This window comes from Alkalibacillus silvisoli (assembly GCF_039521975.1).
GTDB lineage: Bacteria > Bacillota > Bacilli > Bacillales > Alkalibacillaceae > Alkalibacillus > Alkalibacillus silvisoli.
Genome location: NZ_BAAACZ010000008.1, coordinates 38,538 through 52,175 on the forward strand (window position 1 = coordinate 38,538; position 13,638 = coordinate 52,175).

The following is a 13,638-nucleotide window of genomic DNA, read 5'->3' on the forward strand; positions in this document are numbered from 1 at the left end:
ATCTAGTGGCATTTAAAGCGCCTATTATGACTTTTAATAATACTTTATAAATGGAGTTGATCGCTTTGAATTTAAAACTAAAACAATACATTAATGGTAAATGGGTAGACGCTAAGTCAGGTCAAACGCGTGACATTATTAACCCATATAATCAAGAAGTTGTTGCAACGGTTCCAGAAGGTGATGACTCTGATGCCAAAGAAGCCATCCGTGCTGCTCGAGAAGCATTTGATCAAGGTGATTGGGCAAGTATGCCAGCAATAGAACGTGGACAAATCGTTCGTAAAATTGCTGACTTTATTGAGCGTGACCGTGAAGAGCTAGCACGTCTAGAGTCGTTAGATACAGGTAAAACAGTGGAAGAAAGCCGTGGAGACATGGACGATATTGCAGGTGTTTTCCATTATTATGCTGAACTCGCTGATAAAAATGGTGGCGAAATGATCGAATCACCAATACCAAACTCTATTAGTAAAGTGGTTCATGAGCCAGTCGGTGTATGTGGTCAAATTACACCATGGAATTACCCACTACTACAAGCGTCTTGGAAACTAGCACCAGCACTTGTAACAGGTAATACGTTAGTGATGAAGCCGAGTGAAATTACACCACTAACAACACTTAAAACGTTTGAATTAATGGAAGAAGCGGGTGTTCCTTTTGGTGTTGCTAACTTAGTACTGGGTGCAGGTCATACTGTAGGTAATGAACTTTCAAGCAGTGTCGACGTTGACCTAATTTCATTCACAGGTGGTATTGCTACTGGAAAGAAAATTATGCAAAAAGCAAGCTCTAACATGAAGAACCTTGCACTTGAATTGGGTGGTAAAAACCCGAATGTTATTTTCGCTGATGTAGATTTTGAATTAGCGGTTGATCAAGCTTTAAATGGTGTATTTTTCCACGCAGGACAAATTTGTTCAGCTGGTACTAGATTAATCGTTGAAGAGAGCATTCATGATGATTTAGTTAATGCGTTAGTTGAACGTGTGAAGCAGTTTAAGCTTGGAAGCGGTTTTGATGACGATACACAAATGGGACCACTCATTTCAGCTGAACACCTTGAAAAAGTTGAAAAGTATGTTGAAAGAGGAATCGTAGAAGGTGCAACATTAGCTGTTGGTGGTAAGCGTCCTGAAGACCCAGAACTACAAGACGGTTTCTTCTACCTTCCAACGATTTTCACGGATTGCACAACAGATATGGACATCGTTCAAGATGAAGCGTTCGGTCCAATTATTACAGTTGAGAAGTTTAAGTCTGAAGAAGAAGCAGTAACACTAGCGAATGATTCAATTTACGGTCTAGCTGGTGGTGTGTTTACGAGTGATATTACAAAAGCTGAGCGTTGTGCTGCAAAGATGCGTATGGGTACCGTTTGGATTAACGAATTCAACGTTTACTTCCCACACGCGCCATGGGGTGGATATAAACAGTCAGGTATTGGCCGTGAATTAGGTAAGCTAGGGATTGAAGAATATACAGAAACGAAGCATATTTTACAAAATGTAAAACCTGAACCATTAAATTGGTTCTAATATAAAGGAAAAGCCGCTAATATGTCCACCCATTGGACATGTTAGTGGCTTTTGTATTGATTGATAAAATTTCCATATTATGTTTTTGTTCGTTTTTTTGTGTTTTGGGGTTCAAATTTATTAGTTAATGGGATATAATCTTCCTAATAGCCGAACAATTGAATAAAACTACTTGTATAATCGTGGGGATATGGCTCACAAGTTTCTACCAAGTTACCGTAAATGACTTGACTACAAGTGATATCTTAATAGGGGAGTAGCAGGAAATTGATCCTTCTATAGCCCTTTATATTCTCGTACTACTCTTTAGTATAGAATGTGCCGAATGCCAAGAGTCACTTATAGTCTAAGTGGCTCTTGGCATTCGGCTTTTTTATTAGAAGTTAAATCTTAAGGAGGTACCCATATGCAACAATTACAGCAAGCTATTATAGAGAGAGGCTCTGTCTTATCTGATGAAGTGTTAAAAGTAGATCAATTTTTAAATCATCAAATAGATACGAATTTAATGATCAATATTGGAAAAGAATTTGTTAATAGATTTCAAGATTGTAAGATTACAAAGGTTCTAACCATTGAGTCTTCGGGGATTGCTCCGAGTTTTATGGCTGCAAATGAGCTAGGTGTGCCACTTGTCTTTGCTCGTAAGAAGAAATCTCTAACAGTGGCAGACCATGTTTATTCAAGTGGTGTCTATTCGTACACGAAGCAGGAAATGAATAACATCACTGTATCGAAAAGCTATTTATCTTCTGATGATCATGTATTAATTATTGATGATTTTCTTGCGCGCGGGAATGCCGCACTCGGCTTAATCGATGTTGTAAAAGAAGCAGGTGCAACTGCCGCTGGGGTTGGTATTGTCATTGAGAAGAGCTTTCAAGATGGACGAATGAAGCTAGAAGAAGAAGGATTTAGAGTCGAATCATTAGCTCGAATTCAATCATTAGAAGGTTCGAAAGTGACATTTTTAGAAGAACTAGCGACAAAATAGATGGTGAGGAGCATCAGTGATGAATCAAACAGTAAATTATCCATTGTTTAAAAAAGAAGATACGGATGCGTTTTTTGCTTTATTTCAAAATAATTTAGCGAACTTTGTCATTATAGCTGTGACGATGTTAGGTTTAGGCTTTCCTACTAGTATTGTATTTGGACAGGTAATCCCTGGAGCGGCAGTTGCTGTCATCATTGGGAATCTATATTATGCTTACATGGCCAAACGCCTTGCACAAAAAGAAGGTCGATCTGATGTTACAGCTCTATCTTATGGGATCAGTACACCTGTTATGTTTGTTTTTTTATTTGGTGTGTTAGTACCTGCTTATACGTTAACGAACAATTATGAACTTGCTTGGAAAATTGCTGTTGCAGCTGCATTTATTAGCGGCTTAATTCAAGTTATAGCGAGTGTTGCAGGGAACTGGATTCGTGCACAAATCCCTAGAGCTGCCCTGTTAGGTGCTCTTGCTGGTGTAGCACTAACATTTGTAGCTGGTGAGATGTTATTTAATACATTTTCCATTCCTGTTGTTGGGTTAGTGGCGCTTGTTATTATTATTGTTGGTGTTATTGGAAAAATAGCTATGCCATTTAATATCCCTCCTACACTATTTGCGATTGTCATTGGGACGACCTTAGCTTTTACTCTAGGATATCAATCGACTGGGCAAATTGCTGAGGGATTAGCTAATGTTGGTTTTTATCCGCTAATTCCGAGTTTAGCTGCGTTTGATGGGATGAGTTATTTATTTACAGCTTTAGTCGGATTGTTAGCTGTTATTTTACCGATTACATTATATAATTCGATTGAAACGATGAACAATGTTGATGCGATGGATGCAGCTGGTGATGGTTATGATGTACGTGAGTGTCAAGCTGTGGATGGTACTGGCACAATGATTGGTTCCATCTTTGGTGGCTTATTCCCTACGACTGTCTATATTGCCTCTGTAGGATCTAAAGAAATGGGGGCTGGTCGAGGTTATAGTATTTTAAATGCTATTGTGTTTGGTGTTGCAGCTATTACAGGTGTGATTGCAGCCTTGTCAGCCATCATTCCATTAGCTGCTATTGCCCCAATCCTTGTATTTGTTGGGCTTTCAATGGTTGGGACTGCTTTTCAGTCGAATGAAACAAAATATTATCCTGCTATTACGATTGCCATGCTACCATACTTTGCGAATTACGTAATGACACGATTTAATTCGGAGGCGGGTGCGGTAGTTTCAGATATTTCTCAAGGGATCGTACCACTTGGGGAAGGGGCGATGTTTACAGCTATTATCTTAGGTGCGATAACCGTGTTTGTCATTGATCGAAAGTTCATTAAAGCCAGTATTTTTTCATTAATTGCTGCTATGTTGTCTTTTGTTGGGTTTATGCACGCACCAGAGTTAGCATTTAATGCTGCTTCAGAGTATTTCATGGCTTACTTAATTATTACTGTTTTCTTTATTTATTTTGCTTATAAAGAAGCGAACAATACGGTGGAAATAACGGACAATGAATCAATTAAACAACGAGCAGCTTCTTAAATATTCTTTATCTTTTCGGGTCAACTTTGCATTTAAACCTTGGATTTTACTAACGTTATTGGGTAGTATATAATGAAATGTCAAAGAATAAGAAAAGATAGGTAGTGCTTATGGCGAAACGAAAAAACAACTCACAAAGAAAGCCAAATAAAAATCGTAAGCGACATGGTGAGAATAATAAACCTCATCATTCAGTCCGTAAGAATCAAGTTAACCCCCATGGTTCTAAAAAAGGTCAAAAGACAGTAACAGCTGAAGTGACTTGTAAAGGTTTCACGAGTAATGGTCAGGGTCTTGTCGATTGGGAAGGTAAGGAAATTGAAGTGCCGTATTTATTACCTGGTGAAACGGCAGAAGTTGCTGTAACGACAAATGGTAAGTTTATTAATACAAAGGTGAAGCGGGTCATCAAGCCATCAGAAGACCGAGTTAAGCCACCTTGCAGGTATTATTTTAAGTGTGGGGGATGTCAGATTCAGCATATGAGTAATGAGGCACAAGGTCGTTTTAAACAACAAACGATTAATCAGTTGATGAAGCCATTCGTTAAGCCAGAGAAGGTCTTAACAATGGACCATCCATATGATTATCGAAACAAGAACCATACGACGTACGGCCTTAATAAGGATCGCCAAATCATAGGTGGTCTTTATGCACAAAACACTCACCGAATTTTCGATATGGAAAAGTGTTTAATTCATGATCCGAAAGCAGATGAAATTAACCAAACGATTAAGGGCATGATGAAGTCATTTAAAATGCAACCATATAATGAAGACACAAGACAAGGATTCCTGAGGCACGTGCTTATTAAAGTCGGTAAAATTAGTGGAGAGATTATGGTCGTGTTGGTTGCTGCTTCACCGATATTTAAAGGTAAGAACAACTTTGTTAAAGCCTTAAGGAAAGAACACCCTGAAATTTCAACGATTCTTTTAAATGTGAATGATAGAGACACAAGCATAGTTCTCGGTGGTCAAGAGAAAGTGCTGTTTGGAAAAGGAACGATTACAGACACTTTATGTGGTATGAAGTTCGAGATCTCACCTAAATCATTCTATCAAATCAACCCAGTTCAGACTGAAAAATTGTACGGAAGAGCGATTGAAATGGCTGAATTGACTGGCCAAGATACCGTCATTGACGCATACTGTGGAATTGGTACTATTGGGCTTGTCGCAAGTCAAAAAGCAGGAAAAGTAATCGGAGTTGAACTGAACAACGATGCAGTCCGTGACGCAATTCGCAACTCAAAACGTAACGGTGTCAATAACGCTAGGTTTTATCAAGGTGATGCTGGTGAGTTTATGGTGCAGATGGCTAATCGTAATGAGAAAGCCGATGTCGTCATTCTAGATCCACCTCGAAGCGGGAGTGATGAAGCATTCTTATCTAGCGTTGTTAAACTTAAGCCGAAGCGCGTTGTATATGTATCCTGCAATCCAGAAACACAAGCGCGTGATATGAAGTACTTAGTGAAGAATGGCTATGACGTTGAAGAAATCCAACCAGTTGATATGTTTCCTCAAACTTATCATGTCGAGTCAGTTGCGAAGTTGGTTAGGAAATTTGTAAACCGATAAAAAACATTTGAATCGATAATAAAGTTTTGTAAAAACAGTGTTTTTTAGGTAAAAAAGTTTTGAATAGAGAGAGAAGAAAAAGTGGGAAATCCTTTTAGATCAGGGGTTTCCCATGGTTTTTGTACAAGATGTAACCCAACAATAAAGTTGTAACATTCATAAAAAAGTCATAACAAATCAGGCATTTTGTGAGAATAAAGTTTGAACAGACGCTTGAGAATTGTGAGGGAAAACGTTGATACCCTGCATTTCTCAGGCGTTTTTTTGATACGAGTTTATTTTATGTGTGAATAAAGTCATGACAAAATTTTTGAAACAAAATCGGTAAAAATCGGGGTTTGTGTTACGACTTTATTGTGAAAGGCGACGGTCGGAAAAGGCTTGAAAGGGTGAAAAGTGTTACGAGTTTGTTGTAAATGCACACAAGAGTTTTTTAACGTTGGTAAAAATGTTTTGAATAAATTTGAGTAAAAAAAGTGAGGAAATCGGGGTTCGCGTTCAAGACTTTATTCCCAAGCGGACGGTGGAATGCGGGTTGAAGGGATGAAAAAATTCAAAAGTTTTTTTGTGGTGTACAGAAATTGTAACTCAACAATAAAGTTTCAACATTCATAAAAAAGTCATAACAAATCAGGCATTTTGTGAGAATAAAGTTTGAATAGACGCTTGAGAATTGTAAGGGAAAACGTTGATTCCCTGCATTTATCAGGCGTTTTTAGTATTAATTTGTTGTCTGATTAGATGTATATGATACCTTTGATCTGTATTTTATTGCTCAACACTCAATAAGGAATTAGTTGAGTACATAGATTTTGGACCATTTTTGTATTTTGGTACGTGAATTTTCGACCATTTTAATAGTAAATGACTACTTTGCAGTTCGGACGGCTGATGTAGAAGGTAGCTCGTTCATTATTATTGATTTAGATCATTTTATGAGTGAAAAGCAGTTCTATGAAATTACTGGTAATTTGCCGAAAAAACTGTGGCTTTCCAAACGGCAAGAGCCGTTAACTATACTTAAAAGTGAGTAATCTTTATTAGAAATTGAAATGTAAGGGGGGTTAGGGTGAGTGATTTTGGGAAAGGTGTAGCTTCTTTTGAAAGAGTTGTTCAACTAAGCCCAAACATTATTAAAATGGACAGGTATTTTGCACAAAACTTGCAATCTGCCACCTCTGTACAGAAGATAGAGATGCTTAAGAGTATGGTCACCTATTGCAACAGTAGTAATATCCAAATTATATTAGAGGGAATAGAGCAACCAAAAGAATTAGATGCTGCAAAAAACACAGGGGTTACACACACGGACAAGGGTTTCTGCTAAGTGGTAGTGGGCTATAAAATTTTATCCCACTATTTTGTTGTTTATATTTTATTTATATGATTGTGTAAACGATAAGTAAGATTAAATGTTAAAATTTTACATTTAAGAATATTAAAAGAGGACCAGACGCATCCAGTCCCCTTAAGTGTATGCCGAAGCAATACACCGCTATTAATTATATTTTATAATACTATACTTTCAATTATTCGTAAAGTGTGACTAAATAAAACTTTTTAGAAGTTTTGTTTTATTTCTAAAGTCTGAACCCATAATGGACGTATGTATTGGCGCATGGATAGAATTTCTTAATTTTTCTGATTCATCATTAAAAATGCGTACGATTTTCTTTAACTCTGTTTTTGAAACGCCAAGCTTTTTTAATAAGAAGATAACGATGATAAAGTAATCAACAATGTGCTCAAACGTTATGTTAGATTGATTTGTTTCATTCTGTAAATACTCTTTTAATCTTGCTGGAGGATTAGCCTTCTTAAATCTGCAATCGAAAACAACTGAGTTGTGAGCTACAGCATTACGTAAGTCCTTAATTAGGAAAATGATATCCTCTATTATTCTTCCATTTTGATTGTGTGATGTGGAATGAATGTTTAAATCTTTAGCAATCTTAATCCTTGTATCTTGGTTTGAACATTGTAGAAAAAAACCAAACTCCCCCATGTTTATAACTTCAAATATAGCCCATAGCGGAATAGGTTTATTACTATGGAAGAAGTGTTGAATGACTGCTTTTTGCTCAGAATAATTATAGCTAATAGCTTGATTAATTTTATTTCGTAGTTCAAGTCTTTTTTTCATTTTTTCACGGTATTTACTATTTCCTGTGTTTTCTTTTTTATAATCATTCAGGAGATTTGAAAAAACATTATCAAAATCTACTGGACCGATGCTTATTAGGGTATCCAATGTATAGTTTTTTAAAGCTGTTTCTATAAACATGAGTCTTGGATAAAGAATTGCTTTTAAATTCGCGTCAAACTCATATACTGCAACTACTTCATTAAAATCAGTGTAAGGAATCTGGTTTTGAGAACTGCGAATAAACCTATACCCCTTGTAACCATGGTAATAACCCATGTTTAGAAGTTCTCTTTTATGCTTGCTACCACTTATATCTATGTTATGTTCATCTCTTAGGTGTCTCATTAGTCCATTAATAGTTTTCCCTCTTACCAAAGCAGATCCTCCTAATCGTAGAATTATATATAATTATACAGGAATGGATAGTTTATGTCTCGCAGCTTATAATGGTTAAGTGGTTTAGCCTGTTAGAGTTGGCTCAACTTATGATGATTAATTAACAATAAAATTATACACAAACTTCTTCAACCGTATTTTATGATTTAATATAATTTAGAATATTTTAACATCTAACGCAATTCATATGGTAAAATAGTTGGAAATTAAATTAAAAGGAAGTGTATATTATGGCATTATTTAATGCAAAGGACTTAAAAAGGCGTGCTAATAATGAGTTGAATAAAAGTATATATTCTAAAAGTGCTTCTACAATACTGAATGAAAGTTATCAGAACTTCAATTACGTTGAGGCCTATGATATTTTTTTATCTCATAGTTATCAGGATGCAGAAATAATTCTTGGGCTTAAGAATACTCTTGAAGATCTGGGTTATAAAGTGTATGTTGATTGGATAATAGATAGAGACCTTAGCAGAGATAATGTTAACACATCTACGGCAAGTAGGTTGCGAAAGAGAATGAGGTCTTGTAAATGTCTAATTTATGCAACATCTAATAACTCTAATAAATCAAAATGGATGCCATGGGAATTGGGGTATTTTGATGGATGGAAAGGGAAAGTGTCGATATTACCGATAAATGAAGAGAGTGTAAATAAAGAAACTTTCGACGGACAAGAATACTTAGGGTTATACAGTTATGTTGTAAAAGGTTATTTTGATGATTTATATATAAAAGATTTAAATGGCAAAAGAAAGAGTTTTAGGGAATGGTTGAGAGAATGAGAGGTGAGGGTACAAATGACTTTTAATTCAGATATAAATAAGTTCATTGATGAGTATGTTAATGCACTTAAAGAAGGGAGTGCTGCAATATTTGCGGGTGCAGGTCTATCCATGCCATCAGGGGCAGTAGATTGGAAAAGCCTTTTAAAAGAACCTGCGAGGACATTGGGTTTAGATGTCGAAAAAGAAAGTGATTTAGTAGGAATTGCACAGTATATCTACAATGATACAGGAACAAAAACCCGACTGTCGGAGTTGATAAAAGACAACTTTGGAGAGTTGGAGAGGTTGAATGACAACCACTATATATTGTCGAAATTACCTATAAAAACTTACTGGACTACAAATTATGATAGGTTAATTGAACAATCCCTAAAGAGAGCAGGAAAGAGGGCGGATGTAAAAAAACGTGTAACAGATCTATCCATGATTGAAGCCAAGAGGGATGCAATTGTTTATAAGATGCATGGTGATGTTGACGTAGCAAATGAGGCCGTTTTAACTAAAGATGATTATGAGTTGTATGAAACAAAGAACGAAATGTTTACCGTTGCATTAAAAGGTGACTTAATTTCAAAAACATTTGCGTTTGTAGGTTTTAGTTTTGAAGACCCGAATTTGGAACACATTCTAAGTAAGGTCAGAGTTCTTATGGATGGACACACAAGACAACACTATTGCTTCATAAAAAGAGTGAAAGAATGTGACTACGGTGAGTGTGCGGAAGAGAAAGAAAGATACAGATATGAAAAAATACGCCAAGAGTTAAAGTGTGCTGACCTGAAACGCTATTCTATTAAACCTCTCATCATTGAAGAGTATGAAGAAATAATGAAAATATTTGAAGAGATAACTATTAGATATACCAGAAACCATGCCTTTATATCAGGAAGTGCCCATGAGTTTGATGAATTTGAAGTTGAGGGGGTAGATCCAGAGGAATTTATTCATACATTAAGCAAGTCACTTCATCAAGAAGATTTAGTCTTGGCAACAGGGTTTGGAGAACGTGTTGGAAGCGGAGTTATAAATGGGGTATTAGAAGGAATGTCAGAAAGAAAGACAAGAAACCTTAATGAACACATAATAATGAGACCCTTTCCGCAATTTTCCTCACTCAATAAAAGTAAAGAGGACCTATGGACGGAATATAGGCATGATTTATTAAGTGAATGTGGAATTGGCATATTTATATTCGGCAATAAAGAGTCAAGTGAATTCAATAAGAATGAAATTGTATATTCAGATGGATTGGAAGAAGAATTTGATATTGCTCTTGATCAATCTGTAAAGGTTGTTCCGGTTGGAGTGACAGGTTATGCAAGTAGAGACTTGTGGGAAAGGGTGGTTTATGACTTTGATACTTATTATCCAGAGTTTCCAGAGTTGAGAGAGAAGTTTATGCAACTGGGAGAGGATGGAATTAACTATAAAACTTTAATAGATACTGTATTGGATATTGTTAGAGAGATAAGACGTTCGAAATAAGTGAGAGGGTGAATTTGTATGGCGAAGCGGGTGTTCTTCAGTTTTCACTATCAAGATGTTATTGATTTTAGAGCAAATGTGGTCAGGAATCATTGGTTTACAAAACCGGGTAGGGAAGATGCTGGTTTTTTTGATGCTTCACTTTGGGAGGATGCAAAAAAACAGGGTGACCCTTCAATTAAGCGATTGATTAATGACGGTATTCAAAATACTTCTGCAACCGTTGTTTTAGTTGGGTCTCAAACATATAATCGCAGGTGGGTTCGTTATGAAATTATTAAGAGCTTGCAGAAAGGGAACCGACTAATCGCTATTCACATTAATAGTATAAAAGGGAGGGATGGATGCGTTAAGGTTAGTGGCCCAAATCCTTTTGAATACTTAGGTGTTCGGTATAGTGATAATGGTAATAGATTGGAATTATACGAATATCGAAATGGTCGATGGATTAGCTACCGAGATTTAAGTTCTTACGAATTAATAAGAAAAGCACCTGTGGAAATGAGAGGAAGATTTCATAAAATATCAGATTCATATTCTATTTATGATTGGGTGAGAAGTGATGGCTACAATAGGTTTTCTGAATGGGTATCATAAGTGACATTACCTATTTCGATATACATAGGGTGCACCGATTTAAAAAGTCAAAACCATGACGGCAAAGGAACATGCGCAGGTTTTGGTCTTCAAGGAACAATCATTGCAGCGGATAAGAATATGTAAAAGTGGATTTAAGTTCAAAGTAAACTTTGTAATTTGCAAGGGTGTAAAATGTATATGTTTAAGTTAAAAAAAGCGTACAGTCTATCGAGATTAAGTGATTTCTCATTAGTAGAGTTTATTGGATTTTATATATTGCTGTTAGGTGGGCTTCTACTTATTCAATTTGAAAATGGAGTTCAGTTACTAATTAATATAACTTTATTGTTATTAAATTTAATTTCCATAGTTTATTACTCTAAAAATGGAAAAATTAAAGAAAAAGTTCGAATAAATATTAGATTTTACCACTATATAACCTTTATTTTTTATACATATACCTTGGTTTTGTTTTTATTTCCAGCTCCATTAGAGAAGGTATTGTTTTTTCTTTATGCCCTTGTAATATTGGGAATGGTTTATATATTGTCAATTTTATATTCATTACAATATTTAGTTGAAGTTTTTTATTATTGGATAGTAAAAATTAAATTTCCGCATGAGGAAACCATTTATGAACAAAGACCTTCCTCAAAAAGGCTATCAAAGTTCATGAGTTTGAATCAACAAGTTACATTGACAAATATAAACATTTTAAAGCTCTTATTCTTCGTAACAATTACATTGCTATTTATATTTTTAGGAGTGCTTGAATTAGAAGTAGATTACTCTGAGGACAAATTTTATGAGTTTTTAACAAAAAATTTTTATTGGCTAAATATAACACATATTGTACCTTTAGTTTCAATCTATTTAGCTGTAATTTCAATTTTGAATCCAATTGAACGTGAAATTTATAAGAAAGCTAACGGAAAATATGAGGCTTGGGTGAACCATACATTTAGTAATTGACCAAGCCAATAATTACAGTGGGCTTTTGTTAAAGATTTAATTAAATGAATTGATTGAAAATGAATACACGGTGATTGGGGGAAGGGGTAAAACAGGCAATGCAGGTATCGAAGTTATGTAAGTCAGAGATGTTATACAATGGATTTTTATACCTAACCCTCTTTCCCTTAACCCTATCACCCTTTTATTTACTATGTAACCCAACAATAAAGTTGTAACATTCATAAAAAAGTCATAACAAATCAGGCATTTTGTGAGAATAAAGTTTGAACAGACGCTTGAGAATTGTGAGGGAAAACGTTGATTCCTTGCATTTCTCAGGCGTTTTTTTGATACGAGTTTATTTTATGTGTGAATAAAGTCATGACAAAATTTTTGAAACAAAATCGGTAAAAATCGGGGTTTGTGTTACGACTTTATTGTGAAAGGCGACGGTCGGAAAAGGCTTGAAGGGGTGAAAAGTGTTATGAGTTTATTGTTAATGCACAAAATTGTAACCCAACAATAAAGTTTCAACATTCATAAAAAAGTCATAACAAATCAGGCATTTTATCACCCCCTTAATGTAACTGAAGACCTAGATTATTAATCAATTCACTCTAGTAAAGAGGTATTAGTTGATTTTTGTATGGGGGATTATTAAACTATTCTTATACAAAGAGAAAAAGCAAGGGAGAGAAATAGTATGGCAGAAAAAGGTGGATATAATTTTAGTATTGATCAAGGATCGAAGACAGTGAATTTAGAAGTTAATGGGCAGTATGACCCAGAAAAACAAGCTCAGTTTGTTCAAGATTACAACAATATTATTAAGCAAGTTAATCCTGTAGAATATACGCTTTTTGCAGATTGTTCAAGTATGGGAGTAACTTCACAAGAGTATATTGATCGATTGGGAGGTGCTCTAGGTTTATATAAAGAATCCGGATTTTCTAAAGTGGTTATGGATGTGGGTAACCAGCCGGTTGTTAAGATGCAACTAAGCCGTGTTGCTAAGCAAGTAGGATTAGAATTAGAGTATAAATAAATTTAAAACAAAACCATTAAAGGCTATAACTTTCATTGTTGTAAAGTTATAGCCCTTTTCATAGTTACAATTTTAATCTATAAAATCTACTAAATACAGAAAGAAATCAACAAGGAGATCTATTTTATGAATAATGTTAGAATTCGTTCGGTTGAGGTGTACCACCCTGAGCAACAAGTTACTGTAGAAGAATTAAGTAGTCATTTTAAGAAGAAAGGAAAAGATGTCACTCATTTTCTTACTGATATATTAGGGCGAAACGACAAGTATGTTATTAACCGCAATGAAGAAAATAGTTTAACGATGGGAATTGAAGTTAGTAAAAAGATAATACAAAAAGAAAAGATAACCGGAAAAGACATAGATATGGTCATCTTTGCATCCCAAACGCCTGAACAGTTATTCCCATCCAATGCTCTTTATATTCATCAGACTATTGGAGGCCATCATAAGAGCTTATCTATGGATATGAATGCGAATTGTGCTGGAATGTTAGTTGCAATCGAGCATGCTTCTGTATTTCGCAACCCAAAATTGACCCAAATCGCAACTTAATTTTGACCCAAAGTTTGATCACTTTGTTT

Annotated in this window: 13 protein-coding genes and 1 riboswitch; of the genes, 12 read left to right on the forward strand and 1 reads right to left on the reverse strand. The window is 35.3% G+C overall.

The window, feature by feature from the left end; all coding sequences use genetic code 11:
- Window positions 1–65 precede the first annotated feature (65 nt).
- From betB to ABDZ63_RS04150, 6 genes are all read left to right on the forward strand, one after another.
- Window positions 66–1,538, forward strand: a complete 1,473-nt coding sequence (gene betB, locus ABDZ63_RS04125; protein ID WP_343781971.1) for a betaine-aldehyde dehydrogenase — start codon at window positions 66–68, stop codon at window positions 1,536–1,538.
- A 152-nt stretch (window positions 1,539–1,690) separates the two neighbouring features.
- A riboswitch (purine riboswitch) is annotated at window positions 1,691–1,792 on the forward strand.
- Window positions 1,793–1,944: 152 nt separating this feature from the next.
- Complete coding sequence (locus tag ABDZ63_RS04130) at window positions 1,945–2,532, forward strand: xanthine phosphoribosyltransferase (protein ID WP_343781973.1); 588 nt, start codon at window positions 1,945–1,947, stop codon at window positions 2,530–2,532.
- Window positions 2,533–2,551: 19 nt separating this feature from the next.
- Window positions 2,552–4,075 (forward strand): SulP family inorganic anion transporter, encoded by a 1,524-nt coding sequence (locus ABDZ63_RS04135; protein ID WP_343781974.1) that lies wholly within the window; start codon window positions 2,552–2,554, stop codon window positions 4,073–4,075.
- A 110-nt stretch (window positions 4,076–4,185) separates the two neighbouring features.
- A complete protein-coding gene (rlmD, locus tag ABDZ63_RS04140) occupies window positions 4,186–5,658 on the forward strand; it encodes a 23S rRNA (uracil(1939)-C(5))-methyltransferase RlmD (RefSeq protein ID WP_343781977.1) in 1,473 nt (490 codons plus the stop codon).
- An 830-nt stretch (window positions 5,659–6,488) separates the two neighbouring features.
- Window positions 6,489–6,692 carry a hypothetical protein gene (locus ABDZ63_RS04145; protein ID WP_343781978.1) on the forward strand — a complete coding sequence of 68 codons (204 nt, stop codon included), beginning with the start codon at window positions 6,489–6,491 and terminating at the stop codon, window positions 6,690–6,692.
- A 35-nt stretch (window positions 6,693–6,727) separates the two neighbouring features.
- The gene (locus ABDZ63_RS04150; protein WP_343781979.1) at window positions 6,728–6,985 is read left to right on the forward strand and encodes an EAL domain-containing protein; all 258 of its coding nucleotides are present in this window, start codon (window positions 6,728–6,730) and stop codon (window positions 6,983–6,985) included.
- 219 nt (window positions 6,986–7,204) lie between these two features.
- Here ABDZ63_RS04150 and ABDZ63_RS04155 read toward each other — a convergent pair whose 3' ends face one another.
- Window positions 7,205–8,179: an Abi family protein gene (locus tag ABDZ63_RS04155; protein WP_343781980.1), complete on the reverse strand. Its 975-nt coding sequence runs from the start codon at window positions 8,177–8,179 to the stop codon at window positions 7,205–7,207.
- Between the two features lie 251 nt (window positions 8,180–8,430).
- On the opposite strand from ABDZ63_RS04155, the gene ABDZ63_RS04160 reads away from it, so the two are divergent.
- The 6 genes from ABDZ63_RS04160 to ABDZ63_RS04185 all read left to right on the forward strand — a co-directional run bounded on the left by ABDZ63_RS04160 (window position 8,431) and on the right by ABDZ63_RS04185 (window position 13,609).
- Window positions 8,431–8,988 carry a toll/interleukin-1 receptor domain-containing protein gene (locus ABDZ63_RS04160; RefSeq protein ID WP_343781981.1) on the forward strand — a complete coding sequence of 186 codons (558 nt, stop codon included), beginning with the start codon at window positions 8,431–8,433 and terminating at the stop codon, window positions 8,986–8,988.
- A 15-nt stretch (window positions 8,989–9,003) separates the two neighbouring features.
- Window positions 9,004–10,476, forward strand: coding sequence for an SIR2 family protein (locus tag ABDZ63_RS04165; protein WP_343781982.1), 1,473 nt, complete (start codon window positions 9,004–9,006; stop codon window positions 10,474–10,476).
- Between the two features lie 18 nt (window positions 10,477–10,494).
- Window positions 10,495–11,073 carry a TIR domain-containing protein gene (locus tag ABDZ63_RS04170; RefSeq protein WP_343781983.1) on the forward strand — a complete coding sequence of 193 codons (579 nt, stop codon included), beginning with the start codon at window positions 10,495–10,497 and terminating at the stop codon, window positions 11,071–11,073.
- Between the two features lie 180 nt (window positions 11,074–11,253).
- Entirely contained in the window at window positions 11,254–12,027 is a 774-nt protein-coding gene (locus tag ABDZ63_RS04175; RefSeq protein ID WP_343781985.1) for a hypothetical protein, read from the forward strand.
- A 685-nt stretch (window positions 12,028–12,712) separates the two neighbouring features.
- Window positions 12,713–13,054, forward strand: a complete 342-nt coding sequence (locus ABDZ63_RS04180) for a hypothetical protein (protein WP_343781987.1) — start codon at window positions 12,713–12,715, stop codon at window positions 13,052–13,054.
- A gap of 126 nt (window positions 13,055–13,180) precedes the next feature.
- Window positions 13,181–13,609 carry a beta-ketoacyl-[acyl-carrier-protein] synthase family protein gene (locus tag ABDZ63_RS04185; protein ID WP_343781989.1) on the forward strand — a complete coding sequence of 143 codons (429 nt, stop codon included), beginning with the start codon at window positions 13,181–13,183 and terminating at the stop codon, window positions 13,607–13,609.
- The last annotated feature ends 29 nt before the right edge of the window (window positions 13,610–13,638 follow it).

Coding starts and splice junctions, on each gene's coding strand:
- ABDZ63_RS04130 (WP_343781973.1), top strand. CDS start 1,945: ATGCAACAATTACAGCAAGCTATTATAGAGAGAGGCTCTGTCTTATCT.
- ABDZ63_RS04135 (WP_343781974.1), top strand. CDS start 2,552: ATGAATCAAACAGTAAATTATCCATTGTTTAAAAAAGAAGATACGGAT.
- rlmD (WP_343781977.1), top strand. CDS start 4,186: ATGGCGAAACGAAAAAACAACTCACAAAGAAAGCCAAATAAAAATCGT.
- ABDZ63_RS04160 (WP_343781981.1), top strand. CDS start 8,431: ATGGCATTATTTAATGCAAAGGACTTAAAAAGGCGTGCTAATAATGAG.
- ABDZ63_RS04165 (WP_343781982.1), top strand. CDS start 9,004: ATGACTTTTAATTCAGATATAAATAAGTTCATTGATGAGTATGTTAAT.
- ABDZ63_RS04170 (WP_343781983.1), top strand. CDS start 10,495: ATGGCGAAGCGGGTGTTCTTCAGTTTTCACTATCAAGATGTTATTGAT.
- ABDZ63_RS04175 (WP_343781985.1), top strand. CDS start 11,254: ATGTTTAAGTTAAAAAAAGCGTACAGTCTATCGAGATTAAGTGATTTC.
- ABDZ63_RS04180 (WP_343781987.1), top strand. CDS start 12,713: ATGGCAGAAAAAGGTGGATATAATTTTAGTATTGATCAAGGATCGAAG.
- ABDZ63_RS04185 (WP_343781989.1), top strand. CDS start 13,181: ATGAATAATGTTAGAATTCGTTCGGTTGAGGTGTACCACCCTGAGCAA.